Source organism: Microbacterium sp. NPDC055910 (assembly GCF_042271185.1).
GTDB lineage: Bacteria > Actinomycetota > Actinomycetes > Actinomycetales > Microbacteriaceae > Microbacterium.
In genome coordinates, this window is record NZ_JBHJZS010000036.1 from 1 (window position 1) to 23,840 (window position 23,840).

Annotated in this window: 24 protein-coding genes; 9 read left to right on the plus strand and 15 right to left on the minus strand. The window is 67.8% G+C overall.

Annotated elements, in window-relative coordinates; all coding sequences use genetic code 11:
* Positions 1–93: 93 nt before the first annotated feature.
* From ACFC3F_RS12895 to coaA, 9 genes are all read right to left on the minus strand, one after another.
* Positions 94–549 (minus strand): hypothetical protein, encoded by a 456-nt coding sequence (locus tag ACFC3F_RS12895; RefSeq protein WP_376130316.1) that lies wholly within the window; start codon positions 547–549, stop codon positions 94–96.
* Entirely contained in the window at positions 546–1,610 is a 1,065-nt protein-coding gene (tsaD, locus tag ACFC3F_RS12900) for a tRNA (adenosine(37)-N6)-threonylcarbamoyltransferase complex transferase subunit TsaD (protein ID WP_376130319.1), read from the minus strand. Before tsaD ends, ACFC3F_RS12895 begins: the two co-directional genes overlap by 4 nt.
* Positions 1,607–2,104, minus strand: coding sequence for a ribosomal protein S18-alanine N-acetyltransferase (rimI, locus tag ACFC3F_RS12905; protein WP_376130322.1), 498 nt, complete (start codon positions 2,102–2,104; stop codon positions 1,607–1,609). Before rimI ends, tsaD begins: the two co-directional genes overlap by 4 nt.
* Complete coding sequence (gene tsaB, locus ACFC3F_RS12910) at positions 2,101–2,769, minus strand: tRNA (adenosine(37)-N6)-threonylcarbamoyltransferase complex dimerization subunit type 1 TsaB (protein WP_376130325.1); 669 nt, start codon at positions 2,767–2,769, stop codon at positions 2,101–2,103. Before tsaB ends, rimI begins: the two co-directional genes overlap by 4 nt.
* Positions 2,770–2,910: 141 nt before the next feature.
* Positions 2,911–3,381, minus strand: coding sequence for a tRNA (adenosine(37)-N6)-threonylcarbamoyltransferase complex ATPase subunit type 1 TsaE (tsaE, locus tag ACFC3F_RS12915; protein WP_376130328.1), 471 nt, complete (start codon positions 3,379–3,381; stop codon positions 2,911–2,913).
* Positions 3,378–4,502 carry an alanine racemase gene (alr, locus tag ACFC3F_RS12920; RefSeq protein ID WP_376130331.1) on the minus strand — a complete coding sequence of 375 codons (1,125 nt, stop codon included), beginning with the start codon at positions 4,500–4,502 and terminating at the stop codon, positions 3,378–3,380. Before alr ends, tsaE begins: the two co-directional genes overlap by 4 nt.
* Positions 4,499–4,873 carry a holo-ACP synthase gene (locus ACFC3F_RS12925; protein ID WP_376130333.1) on the minus strand — a complete coding sequence of 125 codons (375 nt, stop codon included), beginning with the start codon at positions 4,871–4,873 and terminating at the stop codon, positions 4,499–4,501. Before ACFC3F_RS12925 ends, alr begins: the two co-directional genes overlap by 4 nt.
* Before the next feature lie 11 nt (positions 4,874–4,884).
* Positions 4,885–6,735, minus strand: coding sequence for a glutamine--fructose-6-phosphate transaminase (isomerizing) (gene glmS, locus ACFC3F_RS12930; RefSeq protein WP_376130335.1), 1,851 nt, complete (start codon positions 6,733–6,735; stop codon positions 4,885–4,887).
* Positions 6,736–6,786: 51 nt separating this feature from the next.
* Positions 6,787–7,740, minus strand: coding sequence for a type I pantothenate kinase (gene coaA, locus ACFC3F_RS12935; RefSeq protein ID WP_376130337.1), 954 nt, complete (start codon positions 7,738–7,740; stop codon positions 6,787–6,789).
* A gap of 91 nt (positions 7,741–7,831) precedes the next feature.
* Here coaA and ACFC3F_RS12940 point away from each other — a divergent pair, with 91 nt between their 5' ends.
* Positions 7,832–8,776, plus strand: coding sequence for a Ppx/GppA phosphatase family protein (locus ACFC3F_RS12940; protein WP_376130340.1), 945 nt, complete (start codon positions 7,832–7,834; stop codon positions 8,774–8,776).
* 6 nt (positions 8,777–8,782) lie between these two features.
* On the opposite strand, the gene glmM is transcribed toward ACFC3F_RS12940, so the two are convergent.
* From glmM to ACFC3F_RS12970, 6 genes are all read right to left on the minus strand, one after another.
* Positions 8,783–10,141, minus strand: a complete 1,359-nt coding sequence (gene glmM / locus ACFC3F_RS12945; protein ID WP_376130343.1) for a phosphoglucosamine mutase — start codon at positions 10,139–10,141, stop codon at positions 8,783–8,785.
* A gap of 14 nt (positions 10,142–10,155) precedes the next feature.
* Positions 10,156–10,632, minus strand: a complete 477-nt coding sequence (rpsI, locus tag ACFC3F_RS12950; protein WP_376130345.1) for a 30S ribosomal protein S9 — start codon at positions 10,630–10,632, stop codon at positions 10,156–10,158.
* 29 nt (positions 10,633–10,661) lie between these two features.
* Positions 10,662–11,108, minus strand: a complete 447-nt coding sequence (gene rplM / locus ACFC3F_RS12955; RefSeq protein ID WP_376130348.1) for a 50S ribosomal protein L13 — start codon at positions 11,106–11,108, stop codon at positions 10,662–10,664.
* Positions 11,109–11,311: 203 nt separating this feature from the next.
* Positions 11,312–11,944: a type II CAAX prenyl endopeptidase Rce1 family protein gene (locus tag ACFC3F_RS12960; RefSeq protein WP_376130350.1), complete on the minus strand. Its 633-nt coding sequence runs from the start codon at positions 11,942–11,944 to the stop codon at positions 11,312–11,314.
* Positions 11,945–12,039: 95 nt separating this feature from the next.
* A complete protein-coding gene (locus ACFC3F_RS12965) occupies positions 12,040–12,579 on the minus strand; it encodes a hypothetical protein (RefSeq protein ID WP_376130353.1) in 540 nt (179 codons plus the stop codon).
* Between the two features lie 348 nt (positions 12,580–12,927).
* Entirely contained in the window at positions 12,928–13,713 is a 786-nt protein-coding gene (locus ACFC3F_RS12970) for a lysostaphin resistance A-like protein (protein ID WP_376130355.1), read from the minus strand.
* A gap of 34 nt (positions 13,714–13,747) precedes the next feature.
* Between ACFC3F_RS12970 and ACFC3F_RS12975 the strand changes: the two genes are divergently transcribed.
* From ACFC3F_RS12975 to ACFC3F_RS13010, 8 genes are all read left to right on the plus strand, one after another.
* Complete coding sequence (locus tag ACFC3F_RS12975; RefSeq protein ID WP_376130358.1) at positions 13,748–14,344, plus strand: low molecular weight phosphatase family protein; 597 nt, start codon at positions 13,748–13,750, stop codon at positions 14,342–14,344.
* 71 nt (positions 14,345–14,415) lie between these two features.
* On the plus strand, positions 14,416–15,996 hold the full coding sequence (locus ACFC3F_RS12980; protein WP_376130361.1) for a polysaccharide biosynthesis tyrosine autokinase: 1,581 nt from the start codon (positions 14,416–14,418) through the stop codon (positions 15,994–15,996).
* A gap of 249 nt (positions 15,997–16,245) precedes the next feature.
* Positions 16,246–17,760 carry a sugar transferase gene (locus ACFC3F_RS12985; protein ID WP_376130363.1) on the plus strand — a complete coding sequence of 505 codons (1,515 nt, stop codon included), beginning with the start codon at positions 16,246–16,248 and terminating at the stop codon, positions 17,758–17,760.
* Positions 17,760–18,587 carry a glycosyltransferase gene (locus ACFC3F_RS12990; protein ID WP_376130364.1) on the plus strand — a complete coding sequence of 276 codons (828 nt, stop codon included), beginning with the start codon at positions 17,760–17,762 and terminating at the stop codon, positions 18,585–18,587. The genes ACFC3F_RS12985 and ACFC3F_RS12990 overlap by 1 nt, the downstream gene beginning before the upstream one ends.
* Positions 18,572–19,657: a glycosyltransferase gene (locus tag ACFC3F_RS12995; RefSeq protein ID WP_376130367.1), complete on the plus strand. Its 1,086-nt coding sequence runs from the start codon at positions 18,572–18,574 to the stop codon at positions 19,655–19,657. The genes ACFC3F_RS12990 and ACFC3F_RS12995 overlap by 16 nt, the downstream gene beginning before the upstream one ends.
* Before the next feature lie 41 nt (positions 19,658–19,698).
* Complete coding sequence (locus tag ACFC3F_RS13000) at positions 19,699–20,817, plus strand: hypothetical protein (RefSeq protein ID WP_376130370.1); 1,119 nt, start codon at positions 19,699–19,701, stop codon at positions 20,815–20,817.
* 9 nt (positions 20,818–20,826) lie between these two features.
* Entirely contained in the window at positions 20,827–21,867 is a 1,041-nt protein-coding gene (locus ACFC3F_RS13005; RefSeq protein ID WP_376130373.1) for a polysaccharide pyruvyl transferase family protein, read from the plus strand.
* Positions 21,868–22,068: 201 nt separating this feature from the next.
* Complete coding sequence (locus ACFC3F_RS13010; protein ID WP_376130376.1) at positions 22,069–23,577, plus strand: O-antigen polymerase; 1,509 nt, start codon at positions 22,069–22,071, stop codon at positions 23,575–23,577.
* Positions 23,578–23,840 lie beyond the last annotated feature (263 nt).

Genomic DNA, 23,840 nt, shown 5'->3' on the forward strand with positions numbered 1-23,840 from the left:
CCCGCAGTCTCGGCCCGCCGTTGCAGTCTCGGCGTCTTCGTCGGCGACGCGAGGCGACGGCGACGAGCGGCGACGACGACGGCGACCGCGCGGTCAGCCGAAGAGGTTCAGCTCACCGGCCGCCCACAGCAGCCAGCCCGCACTGTAGAGGATCGAGACGGCGCCCAGCACGACCGCCCAGACCGCCGCGGTACGGTTCTCGACCGGGTTGCGCAGCGCCACGATGCCCACGATGACCCCGACGAGCCCGACCGGGAACGCCCAGCCGACCAGCAGCGAGCCGATGAGCCCGGCGATCGCGAAGCCGAGCGCCCAGGCCGCGACCCCGCGCGAGGCGGGCGGGGGCGGAAGGAGCCACTCCGCGCTCGCGCCCGGCTCGGCAGGATGCCACTCGGTCGTCGTCTCGACGGGAGCGGTGGGCAGCCGCGAGAATCCGCCGCGGTGCGCCCCGGGCAGGGGCACGGCGTCCTCCGCGAGTTCGACGTCGGGCGACGGCGGCTCGACGGCGGGAGTGAGGGGACGGGGCGGGCGGGCATCGGCGTCGGTCACGCGACCTCCTCGGCGACCTGGATCTCGGTGACGGGCAGGGTCGAGTCCGCGCCGAACGCGAGCGTCGACGGCGGGCGACCGGACATGATGAGCTCGGACGCGAGTGCGGCGATCATGGCGCCGTTGTCGGTGCACAGCGACAGCGGCGGGATGCGCACGTGCACGCCCGCGGCATCCGCTCTCTCGATCGCGACGTCGCGCAGTCGGCGGTTCGCGATGACTCCCCCACCGAGCAGCAGCCGGGGCACGCCGTGGTCGGCGCACGCCGCGAGCGCTTTCGTGACGAGCACGTCGACGACCGCTTCGCGGAAGGATGCCGCCACATCGGCGACCGGCACCGGTTCACCGGCCGCTTCGCGCTGTTCGATCCAGCGGGCGACGGCGGTCTTCAGCCCCGAGAACGAGAAGTCGTAGCGGTGGCGCGCCATGTCCGAGGCGCGCGAAAGACCGCGTGGAAATCGGATCGCGGTGGGGTCGCCGTCGGCGGCCGCCCGGTCGATCTCGGGCCCGCCCGGATAGGGCAGCCCGAGGATCCGCGCGATCTTGTCGAAGGCCTCGCCGGCCGCGTCGTCCACCGTCTCGCCGAGCAGCTCGACGTCGCTCGTGAGGTCGCGCACGAGCAGCAGCGACGTGTGGCCGCCGCTGACGAGCAGCGCGACCGTCGGATACTCGACCTCGTCGCCCGTCAGCAGGTCGGCGGCGATGTGCCCGACGAGGTGGTTGACGGCATAGAGGGGTGTGCCAAGCGCGACGGCGAGGGCCTTCGCGGCGCCGACGCCGACCATGAGCGCCCCCGCGAGGCCGGGCCCGCTCGTGACGGCGACCGCGTCGAGCTCATCGAGCGAAACCTGCGCCTCGGCGAGCGCCGCTTCGATCGAGGGCTGCAGGGCCTCGAGGTGCGCGCGGGCGGCGACCTCGGGCACGACGCCGCCGAAGCGGGCGTGCTCGTCCATCGAGCTCGCGATCGTGTTGCTCAGCAGGGTGCGTCCGCGCACGATCCCGATCCCGGTCTCGTCGCAGCTCGTCTCGATGCCGAGCACGAGTGGCTCGCGGCGGTTCACGCGCGTGCTCCCGCATCGATGGGCGCGGGCCCGTTCGCGGCGTGCCAGCCGGCGAGGTCGAGACGCATCACGACGGCGTCGACGTCGTCGGGCTGGTAGTAGCGCGGGCGGCGCCCCATCTCGAGGAAGCCCTCCGAGACGTACAGGGACTGCGCGACGGGGTTGTCGGCGCGCACCTCGAGGAAGACCTCGCGGACCCGCCGTCGCGCGGCCTCGTCCAAGAGGGCGCGCAGCAGCACGCGACCGCGGCCTCGACCCCTGGCATCCCCGGCGATCGTGATCGTCTGCACGTCGGCGTCCTTCGCTCCGGCGGCGGCTCGCAGCCCCGCGTACCCCGAGATGCGGCCGGCGGTCTCGTCCACGACGTAATAGCCGTGCGGCGACGCGAGCTCTTCGCGCATCATGCCTTCGCTCCACGCATCCGAAGGGAAAGACGCCCGCTCGAGCGCCATGATCGCTGCGAGGTCGTCGCTCGTCGCGCGTCGCAGGCTCATGTGCCCACTCGCTTTCGCGCGGCGGGCGGCGTCACGTCGGGTGCACGCAGGTACAGCGCGTCGTCGGGGCCGATCGTGCGTCCGGCGGCGAGCGCGCGCGCCGCCGCCAGGCCGACCATGGCGCCCGAGATGAGGGCGATGTCGCGGCGCTCGGCGCCCACGTCGGCCAGCACGGCGTCGATCGCATCGCGCGGAGTGAGGGCCGGCTGGGTCGCGCGGATCGGCAGACCGTCGTCGTCGAGACCGTCGTACACGGTGTAGGCGAACTCGCGCCGTCGCGCGTCGGTCACGACGGCGAAGCGCGGAAGCTCGGCGAACGGGTCGGCGAGCAGGATCGCGAGCGCGGCGGCGTCGTGACTCACGACGGGGATGACCGGCACCCCGCGGCCCTGAGCGAAGGTCCGTGCCGCCGCGACCCCCACGCGAAGTCCCGTGAACGGGCCCGGGCCCATCCCGACCGCGACGTGGCTGATCTCGACGGGCTCGGACGCGCTGGTCTGGCCGATCGGTCCTCGTGCCGCGTCGGCGAGCGCCGCGACGAGCAGGTCGCCGATCACTTCGGCGTGGCCGAGCGGATTCTCACTGGCCACGTCGGCGCGAACGACACCGTCGTGCTCGACGACAGCGACGGCCGTGCCGAGGGAGGTGTCGATGCCGAGGATCACGCATCCAGGGTAGACCGCGAGACTGCAACCGCGCGCCGAGACAGCGGGTGAACCCCACGGTCTCGGCCTCCCGTTGCAGTCTCGGCGTCAATGGGGGATGCCGCGGGGGCGGGGGCGACCACGGCGTCAGGGGCGCCGGCGTCAGCGGCGCAGGGAGATCGTCACGCGGCGGGGGGCGTCCGCGTCGAGTTCGGCCTCGGGGAGGGTCAGCCCATCGCGGTCGAGCTCGACCTCCCACCATTCGTCGGCGATCGACGCCGCGAACGGGGCGGCCCACTCGGCCACGACGACCGACCCGTCGTAGTCGATGTCGAGGTCGTCGAGCTCGGGCGCCGAGCCCAGGCGGTACGCATCGACGTGCACGAGCGGCGCGCCGCCGACGAGCGACGGGTGCGTGCGCGCGATCACGAACGTCGGGCTCTGGATCGGACCTCGCACGCCCAGGCCCGTCGCGATGCCGCGGGTCAGTGTCGTCTTGCCGGCTCCCAGCGGACCGGTCAGCACGACGAGCTGGCCGGGGCGCAGCATCCGCCCCATCCGCTCGCCGAGATCCTCCATGTCCGCCGGCGACAGGATCTCGTGCGTGCCGACGAGCGGGTCGAGACCGCTCACGAGGGGATCTGCCGTCGCGGCACGCGCGCGCCGATGCGCGTCACGATCTCGTAGTTGATCGTGCCCGCCGCCTCTCCCCAATCGGCCGCCGAGGGATGACCGAGCGTGGGGTCGCCGAAGAGCACGACCTCATCGCCGAGCGAGACGGGGTGGTCGCCGACGTCGACGACGAACTGGTCCATCGCGATGCGCCCCGACACGCGGAACTCCCGCCCGCCGATCGATACCGGCCCGCGATCGGATGCCTGGCGGGCGACGCCGTCCGCATAGCCCAGCGGCACGAGGGCGAGCGTCGTCTCGCGCTCGGCGCGATAGGCGTAGTCGTACGACACCCCCGTGCCCGCGGGCACGCGCCGGACGGCGCTGACGGCGCCGCGCAGCGTCATGGCGGGCTGCAGACCGAGATCGGCCGATGTGCGGTCGGCGAACGGCGAGAGGCCGTAGATGCCGATCCCGACCCGCACGCAGTCCAGGCGCGCGGCGGGCAGGGCGATGGCGGCGTGCGTCGCCGCGAGGTGGCGGACGGCCGGGCGCAGGCCGAGCCCCGCCGCCGCCCCGACTCCGTCGAGGAAGACCTGCAGAGCGGCACGGTCGTCGTCTTCCGACGCGTTCGAGAGGTGGCTGAACACGCCCTCGACGCGCAGCCGGCCGATCCGCTCGAGGCGGGCCGCCTCGGCGAAGACGACACCGTAGTCGGCGGGGGCGATGCCATTGCGCGACAGGCCCGTGTCGAGCTTGAGGTGCACGCGGACGGGGTGCTCCCCCGTCGCGGCGGCCGCGGCCTGCACGAGCTGGTCGTACGACGAGATCCCGAGCTCGATCCCCGCGCCCGCCGCCTCTCGGAAGTCGGTGCCCGGAGCGTGCAGCCACGCGATGAGGGGGGCCATGATCCCGCCCCGACGCAGGGCGAGCGCTTCGCCGATCTCGGCGACGCCGAGTCTGGCCGCACCGCCGTCGAGCGCCGCCTGCGCCGAGCGCACGGCGCCGTGCCCGTAGCCGTCGGCCTTCACGACGGCGATCACCTCGGTGCCCGTGAGCCGACGCAGGTGGCGCACATTCGCGGCGATCGCGCTGACGTCGATCGTCGCTTCGCGAGCGACCCCTGCCGGCAGAGCCGTCATGCGAGGCCCCCTGCGCCGGGCGTCGCCTCGGCGATGACGTAGGCGGTGGCGAGCCCGGCGTCGTGCGACATCGAAAGGTGCAGCGTCGTGATGCCGCGCTCCGCGACCGTCTCGGCGGTCGACCCGCTCAGCGCGAACCACGGGCGACCCGAGGGTTCGGGCGCGATCTCGATCTCGGTCCAGTAGACGCCGTCAGAGCCGCCGAGCGCCTTGATGAGCGCTTCCTTCGCGGCGTAGCGCGCGGCCAGCGAACGGGTCGCGAGCGGCCGCTCGGCCGGGGCGAACAGACGCGTGAGCAGGCGCGGCGTGCGCGAGATCGTGCGTTCGAACCGTTCGATGTCGACGAGGTCGACGCCGATCCCCACGATCATGTGCGCGCCGTCTATTCGACCGTGACGGACTTGGCGAGGTTGCGCGGCTGGTCGACATCGAGGCCCTTCGCCGTCGCCAGGCCCATCGCGAAGATGTGCAGCGGCACGACGGAGAGCAACGGCTCGAACAGGGCTCCGGCCAGCGGAATGCGCAGCACCTCGTCGGCCTTGGGCAGCACGGCGACGTCACCCTCCTCGGCGATCGCGATGACGCGGGCGCCGCGCGCCCGGATCTCCTCGATGCTCGAGACGACCTTCTTGTGCATCTCGGCCGAATCGCGCGGGGATGGGACGATGACGAAGACGGGCTGGCCGGGCTCAATGAGCGCGATCGGGCCGTGCTTGAGCTCGCCGGCGGCGAAGCCCTCGGCATGGATGTAGGCGAGCTCCTTGAGCTTGAGCGCGCCCTCGAGCGCGATGGGGTAGCCGACGTGGCGGCCGAGGAACAGCACCGAGCGGGTGTCGGCCATCCAGTGCGCGAACTGCTCGATGCGCGGCTGCTCGCGCTCGAGGATCTGCGCGATCTTGCCGGGAACGGCCTCGAGCTCGCGCACGTGGTCGGCCGCGTCCTCGGGCGTCAGCACACCGCGGATGCGACCGATGTGCAACCCCATGAGGTAGAGCGCCGTGATCTGCGCGACGAAGGCCTTCGTCGAGGCGACAGCGACCTCGGGGCCGGCGTGCGTGTAGACGATCGCATCCGACTCGCGGGGGATCGTCGCTCCCTGAGTGTTGCAGATCGACAGCGTCTTCGCGCCGTGCTCGCGCGCGTACTTGACCGCCATGAGCGTGTCCATCGTCTCGCCGGACTGGCTGATCGAGACGACGAGCGTGTCGGGTCCGATCACCGGATTGCGGTAGCGGAACTCGTGCGCGAGTTCGACGTCGACCGGGATGCGGGTCCACTGCTCGATCGCGTACTTGCCGGTCTGGCCGGCGTAGGCGGCCGTGCCGCACGCGACGATGATGATGCGCGAGATGCCCGCGAACAGGTCGTCGAGCCCGTCGAGCTCGGGAATCGCGACCTGGCCGTCGTGGATGCGGCCGCGCAGCGTGTTGGCGACGGCGTCGGGCTCTTCCGAGACCTCCTTGGCCATGAACGACGACCAGCCGCCCTTCTCGGCGGCCGCGGCATCCCACGTCACCTCGAACGGCTCGACCTCGACCGGCTGGCCGTCGAAGTCGGTCACCTCGACGCCCTCGGGCGTGATCGCGACGATCTGGTCCTGACCGATCGCGAGGGCGTTCCGGGTGTACTCGACGAAGGCGGCGACATCCGAGCCGAGGAAGTTCTCGCCCTCGCCGAGCCCGATGACCAGGGGCGAGTTGCGGCGAGCGCCGACGACGAGCCCCGGCTGGTCCTCGTGCATCGCCAGCAGCGTGAAGGCGCCCTCCAGGCGCGACACGACGTGGCGGAACGCCGCCGTCAGATCACCCGTGCGCTGGTACTCGCGGCCCAGCATCGCGGCGGCCACTTCGGTGTCGGTCTCGCTGCGGAACGTGAAGCCGTCGGCGAGCAGCTCGTCCTTCAGCTCGGAGAAGTTCTCGATGATGCCGTTGTGGATGACCGCGAGCTTGTCATCGTCGGCGAGGTGCGGGTGCGCGTTCTCGTCGGTCGGGGCACCATGGGTCGCCCAGCGGGTGTGTCCGATGCCGGTCGTGCCGTCAGGAAGCGGATGCGCCGCGAGGTCGTCGCGCAGCACCTTCAGCTTGCCGGCGCGCTTGCGCATGTCGAGGTCGCCGGCACCGTCGATGACGGCGATCCCCGCCGAGTCGTACCCGCGGTACTCCAGGCGCGACAGACCGGCGATGAGGATGGCCTGGCTCTGCCGCGGGCCCACGTATCCGACGATTCCACACATGGGGTCAATCGTACGGCGTGCGCGGGTGCGAACCTGCTGAGAGAGGCCGCGTCACAGTTTGCGCAGCAGCACGCGCTCGACGGCGTGGTCGGCGGCCTTCTGCAGCACGAGGGTCGCCCGGTGCTTGGTCGGCAGGACGTTCTCCTCGAGGTTCGGCAGGTTGATCGACCCCCACACGCCCCGCGCGAAATCGACGGCCTCGACGTCGCTGAGGTGCGCGAAGTTGTTGAAGTACGAGCTCGGGTTGGCGAACGCGCCGCGCTTGAGGGCGAGGAAGCGGTTGAGGAACCACTCCGTGATGTGCTCTGAGGCGGCGTCGACGTAGATCGAGAAGTCGAACAGATCGCTCACGGCGACATCGTTGGGCGCCGGCGGCGGCTGCAGCACGTTGAGCCCCTCGACGATGACCACATCGGGCCGGCGCACGGTGACGTGCGCATCGGGCACGATGTCGTAGCGCAGGTGCGAATAGAACGGCGCGCGCGCTTCGGGGGCTCCGCTCTTGACGTCGGTGAGGAACTCGACGAGCGCGCGCCGGTCGTACGACTCGGGAAACCCCTTGCGCTGCATCAGCCCGCGGCGCTCGAGCTCCTCGTTCGGATAGAGGAAACCGTCGGTCGTGACGAGCTCGACGCGCGGGGTTCCCGGCCACCGGCTCATGAGCTCGCGCAGCAGCCGGGCGATCGTCGACTTCCCGACCGCGACCGAGCCGGCGACCGCGACGACGAACGGCGTCGTGACGTCGGGTTCACCGAGGAAGTCGCTCGTGTCCGCCCCGAGGCGTTTCGTCGCCGAGGCGTAGAGCGAGAGCAGCCGGCTGAGCGGCAGGTACACCTCGCGCACCTCGGTCAGATCGAGCCGGTCTCCGAGACCGCGGATCTGCACGACTTCGGTCTCAGACAGCGGCTGCTCGACGCCCGCGGCCAGACGCGACCATTCGGCGCGCCCGATTTCGCGGTAGAGCGAGTCGGCGAGCGTCGTCGCCACGGCATCCTCGGCTTGCATCGCGCCATGCTAGCGCCTGCCGTCGCGCTCGCGTCACCACGCGACGCGCCGCTGGCCTGCGCTCGACCGGCAGCCGCACTACCCTGAACGGGTGCGCCTCGGAGTCCTCGACATCGGCTCGAACACCGTCCATCTGCTCGTCGCCGATGTCATCCCCGGTGGTCGGCCGCTCGCGACGACGAGCCAGCGAACCATCCTGCGGCTCATGCGCTACCTCGAGCCGGACGGATCGATCAGCGACGAAGGCGTCGAGGCGCTCGTCGCCGCCGTCGCGCAGGCGCGTGAGATCGCCGCCGGCGAGAACGTCGTCGAACTGCTCGCCACCGCCACGAGCGCCGTGCGGGATGCCACGAACGGAAAGGCCGTCATCGCGCGCATCGAGGACGCGCTCGGGCAGGATCTGCAGGTGCTCGGCGGCGAGACCGAGGCGCGGTTCACGTTCCTCGCCGTGCGGCGCTGGTTCGGATGGTCGGCGGGGCAGATCCTGCTGTTCGACATCGGCGGCGGTTCGCTCGAACTGGCGGCGGGAGCCGACGAGCTGCCCGAGGCAGCAGCATCCGTCCCCCTGGGTGCCGGACGCATGACGGTCGAGTTCTTCCCCGACGATCCGCCGGGCGACGAGGCCGTCGAGCGGCTGCGCGCACACGCGCGGGAGGTGCTCCGACCGGCCACGACGGCGCTCAGCACGATGCCCACACCGGATCACATCGTCGGCTCGTCCAAGGCGATCCGCTCCCTCGCCAAGCTCGTCGGCACGCCGATGCCCGCCTGGCCGGGGAACGAGCGGCTGCTGCTCCCCCGCGACGCCCTCGGATCGTGGATCCCGCGGCTCGCGAAGATCCCGGCCTCCGTGCGTCACGAGCTGCCCGGCATCACACCGGACCGCACGTTCCAGATCGTCGCGGCCGCCGTCGTGCTGCACACGGCGATGAAGATGCTCGACGTCGACGCGCTCGAGGTCTCGCCGTGGGCGCTGCGCGAAGGCGTGCTGCTGCGCTACATCGAGTCGCTGTCGTGGACCCCGCCCGGGCTCTGACCCGGCTCAGAGCGCGAGACGCTCCCGCACGACCTCCGCGAGGCGGTCGGCGATCTGCTGTGCGACGGCGGCTTCGGATGCCTCGACCATGACGCGCACGAGAGGCTCGGTTCCCGACGCGCGCAGCAGCACGCGTCCTGAGTCGCCCAGCTCGGCCTCGGCGGCGGCGACGGCGTCGGCCACCCCCGGGTCGCCCACGCGCGTGCGGTCGACGCCCTTGACGTTGACGAGCACCTGCGGATAGACCGTCATGATCGATGCCAGCTCCGACAGCGGCTTGCCCTGACGCGCCATCTCGGCCACGAGGTGCAGGCCCGTGAGCAGACCGTCGCCCGTCGTGGCGAAGTCGCTCATGATGACGTGTCCGGACTGCTCGCCGCCGAGCGAGTAGCCCCGTTCGTTCATGCGCTCGAGCACGTAGCGGTCGCCGACCGCCGTCTGCTCGACGGTGATGTCGTGATCGGCCATCGCGCGATGCAGCCCGAGGTTGCTCATGACGGTCGCCACGAGCGTGTCGTCTTTGAGTCGACCGCGCTGCTTCATCGCGACGGCGAGGATCGCCATGATCTGGTCGCCGTCGACGACGCGCCCGTCGGCATCCACGGCGAGGCAGCGGTCGGCGTCGCCGTCGTGCGCGATGCCGACGTCGGCGCCGTGCGCGAGGACGGCCTCGGCCAGCTGATCGAGGTGGGTCGAGCCCACGCCGTCGTTGATGTTGAGCCCGTCGGGATCGGCGCCGATGACCGTGACGCGCGCGCCCGAGTCGCGGAACGTCTCCGGGGACACACCGGATGCCGCGCCATGCGCGCAGTCCAGCACGACATGGAGCCCGTCCAAGCGGTGCGGGAGCGAGCCGAGCAGGTGCATGACGTAGCGGTCCTCGGCGTCCGAGAACCGGCTGATGCGTCCGACCTGGGCGCCCGTGGGCTGCAGCTTCGTGCCCTGCATGGCCGCTTCGATGCGCGCTTCGACGACGTCGGGCAGCTTGACGCCGCCGCGCGCGAAGATCTTGATGCCGTTGTCGGGGGCGTCATTGTGCGACGCCGAGATCATGACGCCGAAGTCGGCGTCGCGATCGGCGACGAGGAACGCCGCGGCGGGAGTCGGCAGGACGCCGGCGTCGAGCACGTCGACGCCGGACGAGGCGAGACCCGCTTCGACGGCGGCCGAGAGGAAGTGCCCCGAGACGCGGGGGTCACGCGCGACGACGGCCGTGAGCCGCTTGCCGGCGGCACGACGCGCTTCTGCGGTGCGGCCCTGGCCCAGGACGACGGCGGTCGCCTGGGCCAGGGTGAGAGCGAGGTCGGCGGTGAGGATCGGGCCGTTGGCCAGTCCCCGCACACCGTCCGTGCCGAACAGCGGCATCGGAGCGGTGCCGATCAGCGCTTCGAGTACTGAGGCGCCTTGCGGGCCTTCTTGAGACCGGCCTTCTTGCGCTCGATGACGCGGGCGTCGCGCGAGAGGAAGCCGGCCTTCTTGAGCACCGGGCGGTTGTTCTCGACGTCGATCTCGTTGAGCGCACGGGCGATGCCCAGGCGCAGTGCGCCGGCCTGTCCCGAGTCGCCGCCGCCCGAGATGCGGGCGATGACGTCGTATGCGCCGGTGAGGTTGAGGACCGTGAACGGGTCGGTGATCAGCTGCTGGTGCAGCTTGTTCGGGAAGTACTCCTCGAGCGCGCGGCCGTTGACGGTGATCGTGCCCGAGCCGGGGACGACGCGCACGCGGGCGATGGCCTGCTTGCGGCGGCCGACGGCTGCACCCGACACCGAGAGCACGGGGCGCTCGGCGGCGACGACGGTCTCGTCGACAGGGGTCTCGGTGGAGTAGTTGCTGGTGGTCTCTTCGATGTTCGCCACGAGTATGTCCTTAAATCTGGAAGCGGCGCTTACTGGGCGACCTGGTCGAGGGTGAAGGTCTTGGGCTGCTGGGCACCGTGGGGGTGCTCAGCGCCGCGGTAGACCTTGAGCTTGGAGAGCTGCTGCGCGCCGAGGCTGTTCTTCGGCAGCATGCCCCGGACAGCCTTCTCGACGGCGCGCTCGGGGTTCTTCGAGAGCAGCTCTTCGTAGGTGACCGACCGGAGACCGCCCGGGTAGCCCGAGTGGCGGTAGGCCTTCTTCTTCTGGAGCTTCTGACCCGTCAGCGCCACCTTGTCGGCGTTGATGATGATCACGAAGTCGCCCATGTCCATGTGGTTGGCGAAGGTGGCCTTGTGCTTGCCGCGCAGGAGCGCAGCGGCGTGGGAGGCGAGGCGGCCGAGAACGACGTCGGTGGCGTCGATGACAAGCCACTCGCGCTGGGCATCGCCAGCCTTGGGGGAGTATGTGCGCGTCACAATAGTGCTGCTTTCTGGATTCGAACGGAGATGTTCGTGAATCCCGCTCCGGGGTGGTTCCTCGGCCGATGGCCGCTGAACACGCCAGTGGAGGGCTCACGTTCGCGGTGCCGGGTCAGCTGAGCCGACACCAAGGGATCAGTCTACGGCATGCGGATGCCACGCCCAAACCAGCAGCTGAAGCTGCGGCCCCTATAGAAGCCCTATAGAAGAAGGAGCAGCATCCCGGATGCATTGAACACCACGTGCGTGACGATGCCCGCGGCGAGGCGGCGGGTGAGGACGAAGACCACCCCGCACGCGATGCCGAGCAGGAGCGGGGCGAGCATCGCCGGCCACAGCGCACCGCCGGGCGACCCGAGAGTCCCGAGAGGAACGATGTGGAGCCAGGCGAAGACGGCGGCCGAGACGGCGACGGCGCCGCCGGCGCTCAGCAGCCGACGTACTCCCCCGAACGCGTCGACCAGCGCCGCCAGGAGCAGCCCCCGGAAGAACAGCTCCTCCACGACAGGGGTGACCACGACGGCGCCGGCGATGACCACGCCGAGAGTGAGGGGCGAGGGCGCCTCGAAACCGACGAGGAGAGACCCGGTCGTGGGCGCGAGGACTTCCTGCACCCCTCGCAGCAGGAGCGCCACGGCGACACCGAGACCGAGGTCGCTCCAGCGCCAGGCGAAGACGCGCCGGACGAAGCCGCCCGATGCGCAGCATCCGATCGCCAGCGCCACCGCCGCGAGCGCTGGAGCCGAGACGACGGCCAGCTGCACGAGCTGACCCCACCATCCGGGCAGCGAAGCCGCGTAGGGCAACAGCATGACGATGGCCGTGGCCGCCACGCCGACCGCGGCGATGACGAGCGCCGTGACCGGCGTGCGATAGAACGACGCTGACCCCGAGGGTGCCCTCGGGGTCAGCGCTGCGAGCTGTTCGCTCAGCGGCTCTGCGTGCGGCGGCGTGCAGCCACCGCGGCAACGGCGATGCCGCCGAGGCCGATCGCCCCGACGCCGGCCCAGATGACCGTCGCGGGAACCGCGCCACCGGTCGGAGGAAGTTCTGATCCGCTGCCACCGCTGCCGCCGGCCCCGGCGGGATCGGCGACCGAGATCGAGCTCGTGCCGAGGATCGTGGCTCCGTCGCTGATCGTGACGGTGAAGTTGCCCGGCGTCGAGGCCGAGAAGGTCGCCGACGCCGTGCCGTCGACGACGGGCTTGTTGACACTCGCGTAGGACGATCCCGCGGCGACGACGAGCGAGGTGAGGGTGGCTCCCGGGCTGCCCGAGACGCTGAACGTGACCGATGTGCGGTCACCCAGGCCCGTCGCGGTGATGACGGTCGAGCCGCCGGGGGTGATGGTGGGGGCGGCGACGGTCACGTTCGCTGCGGGCGGGTAGTTGTCCGCGAATGCCGCCGAAGCGGAGCCGATCATGAGCGCGCCGGCGAGGCCGACAACGGCGAGTGTCTTCTTCAGCATGAGTTCAGTCCCTCGAGATGCAAGCGGTCGATTCTGAGGTAGCGCGCCAACGCCGGTGTGTATTTCTCGTTTCGCCCGACGTTACGTAAGGGGCGGGTATTCGCTCCACCCGATTGCGCGCAGGGTATCTGTGCGCTTTCTGTCCGAGCAGAGATAAAGCGGGCGGATTTCGCCACATTAGAAGGTGCTAATGTCCCCCGAATGGCCGACAGGGGGAAGCATTATGTCCACCGCATGGGGGACATAATTCCGCATAGTGTCCACCGTTCGGAGGACACGGCACGAACAGAATGCGCCACACGCGACGACCGAAAACGACCGAAGTCCGTGCGGATAGTGTCTGACCCGCTATCCCCAGACAGTGCCGACGGCGGCGAGCAAGACATACGACGCGTTGAAGCAGCTATGGGTGATCACGGCTGCCCACACACGTCCGGTGAGCACGACGAGCAGGCCACAGACCAGGCCGAGACCGGCGACGGCGATCATGCTGCTGGCGTCACTGCCGGCCACCACGACGTGAGCGATCACGAACACACCCGAGCTCGCAAGCACCGAGATGGCGCCCGCGGTTCCACGGCCGAAAGGGCGGCGGAGCAGGTTGTAGATCGTCACCAGGATGACGACGCGGAAGAAGAACTCCTCGACCGTGGGCCCGATCAGGATGGCACCCGCCACGTCGAGGAGCCAGGACTCCACGCCCACTCGCCCGTCCACGAGAGGGAACGACGGGAAGGATGCTCGACCGGAGAGCCCGACCTCGGCCCACCCCTGAGCCATTCGCAGCATGACACCGAGGACGACACCGTAGAGCACGTCGAGAGGATGGAACCGGAACAGACCCACCGGACGCGACCGCGTCAGCGCGTAGACGCACACGGCCACCATCCCCGCCCAGGGCAGGACGGTCGGGAGGAAGGCCATCGCAGGCCACACCCACTCGAGGATCGCCCCGGCGAGCAGCGTGAGCGCGAGGACTCCGAGCGCGAGAGCGAGGAGCGGCTCTCTCCACCGCCGCACCGTGCGCCCGCCGAGCCGCCAGTCCGTGCGCGCGGTCCGCGGCAGTCGAGCAAGCGCTTCGCTCGCCGTCACGGCAGAGCTGGGCCCGACACGATCGCTAGAGTGGTCAGCCACCCGTCCACGTTAGCCCCGCGCCCCGGAGGACCCGATGTTCGAGATCCTCACCGTCTGCACGGGCAACGTCTGCCGATCCCCTGTCGCTGAACAGTTGCTGCGTGACCATCTGAGAGACCTCGGCGCAACCGTCTCGAGTGCAGGAACGCACGGTCTGACGGCGTCCCCCATGACGCCCGAGGCGCAGCGGATCGCCGTTCAGCTGGGTGTGACCGAAACAGATGCCGCCGACCACCGCGGCCGCATCCTCACCGAGGACCTGCTGCACTCCCCCGACCTGATCCTCACCATGACGCGCGCTCATCGCAAAGCGGTCGCCGAGACCGCGCCTTCCCGAGTGCGCTCGACCTTCACGATCCGCGAGTTCGCGCGGCTGACGAGGGAAATCTCGCCTGACGACGTCCGTGAGACCGTGGCATCCGTCGGCGGTGCACCCTCTGCCCGGGTCCGCGCGCTCTCCCACCTCGTCTCGACCATGCGCGGCGTCGCGCCGCCCCCGGATGATCCCGCAGACGACGACGTGATCGATCCGTACCGACGAGCGTGGGAGATCTATGAGCAGTCGGCCGCCGAGTTGCAACCCGCCGTCCGAAGCGTCGTCAGCCTGATCCGGTCTGCCCTCTCCGCCTGACCGCCGCTCGGATCCATCTGCGCAAGGCTGTGTCAGTATTGGCCGCGGACCGCGCGACCTCGAAAGGCGTCATGGAGCTCACCGATTACATCCGGATCCTGCGCAAGAACTGGATCGTCATCGTCGTCGCCGCCCTCCTCGGCGTCGCCGTTGCAGCCGGCTACTCGTTCACCCGAACGCCACAGTACGAGGCGCAAAGCACGGTCTTCGTGTCGACTCAGACCGGCGGCACGATCGTCGAACTCCAGCAAGGGTCGAACTTCACCCAGTCTCGTGTGGCTACCTACGCCACGCTCGTCACGACGCCGATCGTGACGAACCCGGTGATCGCCGAGCTCGAACTGGGAATGACAGCCAACGAGCTCGCGTCAAAGATCGCGGCAACGAGCGCCATCAACACGACCCTCATCACGATCACCGTGACAGACTCGGATCCGATCGCCGCCGCAGACATCGCCAACGCCCTCGGCGCGAGCCTGACCTCTGCCGTGGAGTCGATCGAAGCGGTGGGCGAGGCGGAGAGCCCCGTACGCCTGACCAGAGTTCGTGACGCCCTTCCTCCGCTCGCCCCCTCCAGCCCGAACGTCTCGCTGAACCTCGCGCTGGGGGCCCTCCTCGGCCTCGCCGCAGGGATCGCGATCGCTGTCCTGCGCACGCTGCTGGACACGCGGATCCGCACTCCGCGCGACCTGGAGCAGATCACCGACCGTCCCCTCATCGGCACCATCGTCTTCGACCCGAAGGCGAAGGACCGCCCGCTGATCGTGCATGCCGATCCGCTCAGTCCGCGGGCCGAGTCCTTTCGCGCCCTTCGCACCAACCTGCAGTTCCTCGACATGGGCGGCAGGTCGTCCTTCGTGGTCACGTCGAGCCTGCCCAACGAAGGCAAGACGACCAGCACCATCAACCTCGCGATCGCGCTCGCGGATGCAGGCAAGCGCGTAGCGCTACTCGATGCCGACCTGCGCAAACCCAAGGTCGCCGAATACCTCGGCATCGAGGGGGGTGCGGGACTCACCGACGTCTTGATCGGGCGCGCGGATGTGACGGATGTCATCCAGAAGTGGGGCCGGCGGAGCCTGTATGTCCTGGCCGCAGGGAAGGTTCCGCCGAACCCCAGCGAGCTGCTCGGGTCCGCACAGATGCACAAGCTTCTGCACACACTGGAACGAGAGTTCGATGTCGTCCTGTGCGATGCCCCGCCGCTGCTCCCCGTCACCGACGCCGCCATCCTCGCCAAGGCGACCAGTGGAGCGATCGTCATCGTCGCTACCGGCAAGACGAACCGTCATCAGTTCTCCCAGGCCCTCGATGCGCTGACCACGATCGGGGCGAAGATCGCGGGCATCGTCCTGACGATGGTGCCGATGCGCGGCCCTGATTCTTACTACACGTACGGTTACGGCTACGGGTATGAGCCAGAGGGCGAGGCGAGCCCGTCCACGAAGCGCTCTCGCCGCCGCGCCAGTTCGAGCCCCGTCCCGCAGGTGTCCTCGCGATCCTCGGGGCAGCACTCCGGCGCCCCTTCGACGAGCCCAGACTCAACGACCCGTGTCCGAGGGCAATCCGATTCGGAATGGCTGGACGAAACTTTCGGTCCCCCGCAGCCGAGCCCCCCGCAAGACGGGCGTGGCCGCGGAACACGCCGCTAACGACACGAGCGCGCGCTCCATCGGGGATTCTTGATCGAGCGATAGAGCGCTAACCGATAACGGTACGTCGGTGTTTTACGAAGTCTCGAATGATCGCTTCCCGAATGTAGCCGAGCGGCACAATTCGCCTGCTAACGTTGGTTTCGCGATCGCGATTGTGAAATGCGCCCGAGATGTCCCTATCGCGCATCGCTCCGCACAATTTCGAGTCGGCGATGACTCCCGACGACGAAGGGCGCAGTTGTAACAGTGGAAATCACGGAGACGGGCGCGCATTCCGCGGCAGAATCGACGCGCTCGGGGCCCATCGTCGCGGCCGCTTCCTCCGTGCCGGCTCGACACCATGGCGGCTGGCGTCGAAGTTACGCACGGCGTCTACTTCTCAGCGATTTCCTTGTCCTCGTCTGGGTCGTCTTCGGCGTTCACGTTTTGTGGTTCGGAACCGAGTCGAACGGGGTGGAGGGCCTCCCCGTCGTTACCTACTGGGTGTTCTCGGCGGTGCTCGTGGCTGCCTGGATGTTGGCGCTTGCTCTCTCCGACACACGAAGCGATCGCGTGATCGGCGTCGGCACGACCGAGTACGTAAGGGTGGCCGACGCAAGTTTCCGGCTCTTCGGCGTCATCGCCATCCTCGCCTTCCTGTTCCGAGTGGATGTCGCGCGAGGCTACCTGCTCATCAGCCTCCCGCTCGGCGTCGCGGTTCTCATCGTGTCGCGGTGGCTGTGGCGTGGCTGGCTTGACGCTCAGCGCCGGGTAGGCAAGTACTCCGCTCGCGTTCTCCTCGTCGGTTCGATGGAGTCGGTTGCGCAAGTCGCGCATGAACTCGCTCGCACACCCGCGGCCGGATACCGGGTGATCGGTGCATGCGTTCCCTCGGGGCGGATCGCCGAGACGGTCCCGGGCAGTGACATTCCGATCATGGGTACCGTCGACGCCGTCGAGAGAGCAATCGCATCGACGGAGGCGGATACCGTCGCCGTGACCAGCACCGACGATTTACCACCCCACAAGGTCAAGGAGATCTCCTGGGCACTTGAGGCGGGGCGTCAGCATCTCGTGCTTGCCCCGAACATCGTCGACATCGCCGGCCCACGGATCCACACGCGACCGGTCGCCGGTCTGCCCCTGATCCATGTGGAGACGCCACGATTCTCTCGGGGACAACGCTTCGTGAAGAGAACGTTCGACGTCGTGACATCTGCCGTGCTCGTCGTCCTGCTTTCGCCCGTCCTACTCACGGTGATGATTGCAGTGAAGGGCACCAGCCGGGGCCCCCTGCTCTTCAGCCACGAACGGATCGGGATCAACGGCGAGCCGTTCCGCATGCACAAATTCCGTTCGATGCGTGTGGGCGCCGACGACGAACTCGCCGCCCTACTCAAGGCGCAGGGCACGTCGACGCGCCCGCTGTTCAAAATTCAGGACGACCCGCGCATCACCCGCGTGGGCCGGTTCATCCGCAAGTACTCCCTCGACGAACTGCCACAGCTTTTCGATGTCCTCGGCGGATCCATGAGCCTGGTTGGCCCGCGCCCCCAGGTTGCAGCCGAAGTGGCTCTGTACTCGGAAGCCGCGCGGCGGCGTCTCCTCGCCAGACCTGGAATCACAGGGCTGTGGCAGGTGAGCGGCCGCAGCACTCTCGATTGGGATCAGACCGTCCGCCTCGACTTGTACTACGTCGAGAACTGGTCATTGCTGGGCGACATCGCAATCCTCGTCAAGACGGTCCGTGCCGTCGTAAGCCCCGGAGAGAGCGCACACTGATGATCAACGAACCTGACGAACAGCCGGAGAGCAGGGCGCCCGAATGGGCGTTGATCACGGTCACCTACAACAGTGCTTCCAAGCTCGCAGAATTCTGGGGCGACCTGCCTCTCAACGACAACGTCGAGTGGATCGTCGTCGACAACGCGTCTCAGGATGACTCGGTCGAGGTCGCACGGTCTCTAGGCGCACGCGTCGTACCGCTTGACCGGAATCGTGGGTTCGGTGGAGCCAACAACGTCGGTTTCGAAGCGAGCGCGGCGCCCTTCGTCGCGTTCGTGAACCCGGACATCACCGTGAACTTGGGGTCGCTCGATCGACTTAGAGAACTGATCGAGCGCACAGGTGCGATCGTGAGCCCGCAGCTCCTCTATCCTGACGGACGACCGCAGCCGAACGGCCGTGGATACCCGTTCCTCGCGAACAAGGTGCTGAACCGCGTTGAAGCCGAGGACCGCCCCTCTGACTATCGCCGCTTTGCCCCACCGGGTGCCGACATCGACGTCGTATGGTTCATGGGCGCTGCGGTGCTGGGCAGCAGGACCACGTTCGACGCGCTGGGCCCATGGGACGAGCGGTTCTTCGTCTATTACGAAGATTCAGATCTCGGGCTGCGTGCAGCGCGGAGAGGCATCCGCCGTATCGTTTCGGGCCATGCGCGGTGGGTGCACGGTTGGGCGCGCGAAACAACGACCCTCGATCTCGCTGCGTGGAGACGAGAGCTGCCGTCGATGATGAAGTTCTACTCGCGATATCCACGACTTCTCTCGCCTTGGCCGACTCGCTCGGCACGAAACCTGTCGGAGAAGGGGTGGCCGCGCCGATGAGAATCGTCTTCGACATCCTCGGCGCCCCCGAACGGTCCGGCGGCATGCGCCTTCACGGCACGGAGATCATCACGACCTGGACCGAGATCTTCCCCGCAGATGAGCTTGTTGTAGTCGGCGGAGAATGGGCACGCACTGACTTCGAGCCGCTCGGGCTCGAAGTCACCGTCGTGAACAACGAACGCTCACTCCGCCGGGCCGCCGGTCAGATGCTGATCACCCCGTGGGTCGCTAGAAGACGACGCGCAGACCACGTGATCTCGCTGAGCCCGATCGTGTCCCCATTTGTACCTCGAGCTAGGTCTTCGTGCTTTCAGCACGATTGGCGTCACAAAAAGAACCCGAGCGAGTTTCCCCTCGCGCAGCGGATCTACCGAGTCCTCTGGCAGGCATCCGCGAGTTACGCCGGGATGAACTTCTGCATCTCAGCCAAAGCGGTCGCGGAGACACACGCCTACTCCCATCGGCCTCGCACGACGCTTGTCGAGAACGGAAGAGACCACGCCCGCCGCTGGGTGACCTCGCCGGTCGGGCGAGAGGGGAGCAACCACCTCGTGACGTTCGGCCACCACAACAACAAGCGACCGGAGCTCGTCCTCGATGCTTTGGCATCCGCGGGAAACGCATTGCGGGACTACGACCTCGTGATCTTGGGTGCACGTGGAGCATACGCGGATGAACTCGCGGCTCGCGCAGCAAGGTTGGGCCTCGAACACCGTCTGCAACTGCCGGGATTCGTCACCGAGGAGGAATACCAGTCGACCGTGGCCTCAGCCAGCGCGATCATCCTCGCTTCCAGCGACGAAGGCTTCGGCCTCCCCGTCGCTGAAGCCCAGTTCCTCGGAGTTCCTGCCGTCATCACCGCGGACAGCGGAATCACGGAGCTGTTCCCTGATCATTCGGTGGTCGCGTCACCGGAGCCGTCGTCACTCGGCGCTGCCATTCAGGAGGCGCTCGCCAGCCGTGTGCGCTTATCGGCAGGTGTCAAGGAGTCGCAGACATGGGCTCATGTCGTTTCCCAGGTGCGTTCCGAGCTGCAGGCACGCGAAACCAGCCGCAAACCACGGTGAACGTGAGGCTGTTCCACCTGGGGGCGCCTTTAGTCGCGTCTGTGGGCGTGCGACTCGCGCAGCTACTCGTGCTGGCCGCTGTCGCCCAGACAGCCCCGGTCAACGATCGAGCCGCGGTGCTGGCGTCCTTCGGCGTCGTGGCGGCCTTTGCGGTCTTCTCTGATGCCGGGGGTTCATCGTATCTTCTGACCCGAGACCAAGTCAGTCGAAGGATGATGATCGGCGCGGCTACCGTCCAGGGCACCATCGCGTTTGCGGGTGCAGTGCTGGCCACAGCTTTTTCGATGATCACCCTGCCGTGGGAAGACGCGGCGTTCGCACTGTTGTATGTGGGATGCTACGCACTGTCGCAGGCGCTCGACTCCGCCACCCGTGCCGTACGAGCCGTTCAACTTCAAGCTGGCCGCGACCTCGCATATGCGTTCGGCGATGGCGCGCTGGGCGCGACCAAGTTGATCCTCGCGCTAGTCGGTCTTCTGCTGGGGTCGATGGCATTCGTGTTGGCGCTGCCCGCCGCGTCCCTCGTGGTGTTGACCACGATGTTCTTTCTCGCCTGGCGCTCGACTTCGAGTGAAGGGCCGGGGGTATCCGTGGGAGCGCTGATCCAGTTCGGGATCTCCGGCGCCGTGAGCGGCATCTATACACAGGTCCCATTCCTGATCGCCACGGCGGTCGCACCAGTGGCTGCGGTTGCATCGCTGGCGATCGCGTTGCGAGTTATCCAGCCGCTCGAGATTTTGCCTGCCACTGCTAGCCAACAACTGATGCCCCGGATTCGGGCCAGGCCGCTGCGCGCTCGTCCGATTTGGATCGCGGCCGTTGCCACCGGTGGGCTACTGGCACCCATCGTGTGGGCGGCAACACCGTTGCTTCAGTTCGTCTTCGATACGCAGTTCGAACCCAGCTTCATAGTCGGTCTGCTCTGCTTGACCGTTCCTTTGAAGTTCGGGAACTACATGCTCACCGCGTTCCTCCTAGCGCGCGGCCAGGTGAATCACAAGACACTCGCGTCGCTGATCGTCGGTGTCCTCGCTGTCGTCGGTTCCCTACTCTCCGTTCCCCTCTGGGGAACGACAGCGGCCGTCCTCACCATGGTCGGGGCCGAAGTGATCCTGGGCATCATCCTTGCCACCCTCATCCGTCATCGGCAGCAGCATTAGAGGAGAATAATGACCGCTCTCAGAATCCTCGTCGTTTCAGCGGATCGTTCCGATGCGGGCGGCGCTCCGATCAACTTGGGCGACGCGTTCCTCACCGACGTTCTCCTGGCCGAATTAGTGGAGCGCGGACATCGTGCCGAGGCTGTGGACTTCGGAGGACCTAGACTTTTCGGCTCCGGACCGCGCCGACACCTCAGCGGTGTCAAGGAACTGTTCCGCGCCATTCGCCAATCAGACGCTGTCATCGTCGGAGGAGGAACACTCCTGCAGGATGACGGCGGTCGATCTTGGGGCGGTCTGCCACGGCTGTGCGCGGCCGTCTCGGCCCTCGCCTGGGCCGCGCGTCGGCCACTTGTGTTCTTTGCAGTTGGAAGCGACACAGTCACCCGCAAAATCCCACGGCTCCTCCTCCGACTTGCGGTTCGTGGCAGGACCGTTTGGGTGAGAGACACTGCCTCACTCGAGCGCGTTCGAGAGCAGCTGCGAGGCAACGCCGAACTCGCCGCGGATGCCGTTTTGCTCGCTGCCGCTGACAGCCTCATCAGTGGCGTCCCTTCGAGTGACGCAAAGACCCCACGCGACGTCGTCGCGCTGAGCTACAAACACACCGACCGCCTGAAAGAAAGCTACTTCGCCAGGCCGAACCCAGGCACCGCACCGTCACCGCTGTTCCTGGCGATGTCGCAATCAGAGAGCTTCGCGGACGCGACGCCGAAATTGCGCGAACGAGTCGGCGGGCGAGCGGATTTCACGCCCCACCCCATTGGGTGGCCAGCCGCCCTGGAGACGATCGCCCATGCCCGCGCAGTGCACGCCTCTCGTATGCACGCGTTGTACCTTGCGCTCCTCACATCGGTGCCGATGGTCGCGATCGGCGACAGCGAAAAGGTCACGGCCTTCGCTCACGAGTTCGGAGTCCCCCGGAGCTCAGACCTGGACGTCTCCGTGTCTGCCCGCGCAGCCCGCGCCGACGAAGAACGTATCCAGCGGGCACGCGAGCGCGTGAATCTTGGGTTGTCGTTTGCTCTGGAGTCTCTTGTCACTACGTGAGGCGAGCTTGGAGCGCCCAAGCAGCACTAACGTTGCGCCTAGCTTCCTTCTGCACGCGTCGCCAGAGGCAAGAGTTGGCATGCGGCGCGACGATCGCGCACGGCGAGGACCACGTGCACCGTACGACGCTTCGCGGTTTCGGTTCGGTGACGCGCCAGTGAGCGTCACCAACGCACGTTGTGAGAGAACGACGGCGATACCATGGCCGCGATGACGCGTCTAGCCAGAGGTGCACGCCTGAGCGAAGTGCGACAAGGAGGCGCCCCTCTTGTCGCGCTGTACCTGATTCTCCTGTGGATCGTCGCACCACTGCTCATCGTCGTCCTGGGCAGCCGAGCGTACTCTCCACTCGCAGTAAACCTCGGAGTCGCGCTAGCGGCCTTGGTCGTCTTCGAGATGCGTCGAGTTGGCCATCCTCTGACGGCGGCGGGCATAGCTGCACTGGGCGGAATCCTAATCTTCGCGTTCCGCCCCCTCACCATCGCCTCGAGCGGGACGACAACCCCTGGCGCGTTGCTCGACACCCGCGAGTTTGCTGGAGCAGCTATTGCCGCGGGATCGACCTCGCTTTGGCAAGTGACCGTGTTCTACGGGTGCTTCGGAGCGATGTACTTTGCCATGCTCGGCAGGCCAACCGCACCCGTACCCTCCCGCCTGATAGGCGTTGATGTCGTACGCAGGTCGGGGGTGCTCCTTGTATTCGTTGCTCTCTTCGCGGTCGCGTGCGCGCTACTCCTTATTCAGACGTCAGGGGGGTTCGAAGCCCATTTCAGCGGGGTTTCTGTTCGATCCAGCTTCCTCGCTGGCCGGTACTACCTCACGTTGAGCTATATCCCCTTCACGGTTGCCCTCGCGCTCTACATCCTTGCCCGACGTCACGCAGGTCTCAAAGAGTGGACCGGGAGCGGCATCTCAGCGGCCTTGCTTCTCTGCGCTGTCGGATTCGCCACTGGGGGACGCGGCCCCTTGCTCCTCGGTGTCATCATTCCGATCCTGATCTTGAAACAGACTGGGCCTTCACGGTTCTCCCCCCGTGCACTCGCACTGACCGGCCTGGCGCTACTGGTCGGCGCCATGGTGATGTCGCTATTTTTGCGAGAAGGCAACTATGACGAGGGCGCGTCAATCCGCGCTCTTCAAGACGACCCGGTCGGCACCCTCCTGCAACGCCTCACTTCGGGAGCAGAAACGAGACCTTTCGACAGCCTCATCCTTCTCAACGAACAAGATGCCGCAGGCCACGTCCCGTGGCTACTCGGTTCGACCTACGCGGCCGTCCCGTCATGGTTCATCCCGGGAGACATCGCCCCTTGGAAAGATGGGGGGGCCAACACGTGGTTCACTCGCACGTACGTCCCACGGTTCTATTACCCAGACCAGATCGAGACGAGCGTCTCGGCTATCGGAGAGGCCTTCGCCAACTTCCGGTGGGCGGGGATCGTCGTCGTCGGTGTGCTCGTGGCCATAGCCGCAGCGAGACTGGCTCTGCGCAGAGAAGGCAACGGGTACACGAAGACTCTGCTCGCCACGATTCTCACGCCGCTGTTCTTCTCATTTATCCGGGGAGATGCATTTCAGAATCTTTCGACCGTGATTCTCATGCTCTTGTGCGTCGCTCTGTTCTCTGGGCTGACGGGTGCGGGACGACCGAGCTCGACAAAGCCGTCCGGCCACCACCAACCGTGGTCGCTGTCGACGACGTATCGCTAGACCACCACCGTGAGTAATCGGTCCTGGCGGATCGCTACGTCGCGGGGCGACTGGAGCTTAAACCGTCCTCATGCCGCCTGGCTCCCGAGCGCGAAGATCTAGGGTGGACGGGTGACGGAGCCCACGACGACCCGACCCACGCGCATCGCAGGGGTCGCATTTCGCTGGACGCTCGCCGCGTTTCTCATCGCCCTTTGCGCTGCCGCCTTGTGGATCGTTGCTCGCGGGACGCTCGCGTACCAACACCTTCGCGCGGCGCAAGA

Bases quoted from the DNA above. Each gene is read 5' to 3' on its own strand.
- ACFC3F_RS13005 (WP_376130373.1), top strand. From the start codon at position 20,827: ATGACCGCTCTCAGAATCCTCGTCGTTTCAGCGGATCGTTCCGATGCG.
- ACFC3F_RS12965 (WP_376130353.1), bottom strand. From the start codon at position 12,579: ATGCTGAAGAAGACACTCGCCGTTGTCGGCCTCGCCGGCGCGCTCATG.
- glmS (WP_376130335.1), bottom strand. From the start codon at position 6,735: ATGTGTGGAATCGTCGGATACGTGGGCCCGCGGCAGAGCCAGGCCATC.
- ACFC3F_RS12990 (WP_376130364.1), top strand. From the start codon at position 17,760: ATGATCAACGAACCTGACGAACAGCCGGAGAGCAGGGCGCCCGAATGG.
- ACFC3F_RS12925 (WP_376130333.1), bottom strand. From the start codon at position 4,873: ATGATCGTGGGGATCGGCGTCGACCTCGTCGACATCGAACGGTTCGAA.
- ACFC3F_RS13010 (WP_376130376.1), top strand. From the start codon at position 22,069: ATGGCCGCGATGACGCGTCTAGCCAGAGGTGCACGCCTGAGCGAAGTG.
- glmM (WP_376130343.1), bottom strand. From the start codon at position 10,141: ATGCCGCTGTTCGGCACGGACGGTGTGCGGGGACTGGCCAACGGCCCG.
- rimI (WP_376130322.1), bottom strand. From the start codon at position 2,104: ATGAGCCTGCGACGCGCGACGAGCGACGACCTCGCAGCGATCATGGCG.
- alr (WP_376130331.1), bottom strand. From the start codon at position 4,502: ATGACGGCTCTGCCGGCAGGGGTCGCTCGCGAAGCGACGATCGACGTC.
- ACFC3F_RS12980 (WP_376130361.1), top strand. From the start codon at position 14,416: ATGGAGCTCACCGATTACATCCGGATCCTGCGCAAGAACTGGATCGTC.
- ACFC3F_RS12975 (WP_376130358.1), top strand. From the start codon at position 13,748: ATGTTCGAGATCCTCACCGTCTGCACGGGCAACGTCTGCCGATCCCCT.
- coaA (WP_376130337.1), bottom strand. From the start codon at position 7,740: ATGCAAGCCGAGGATGCCGTGGCGACGACGCTCGCCGACTCGCTCTAC.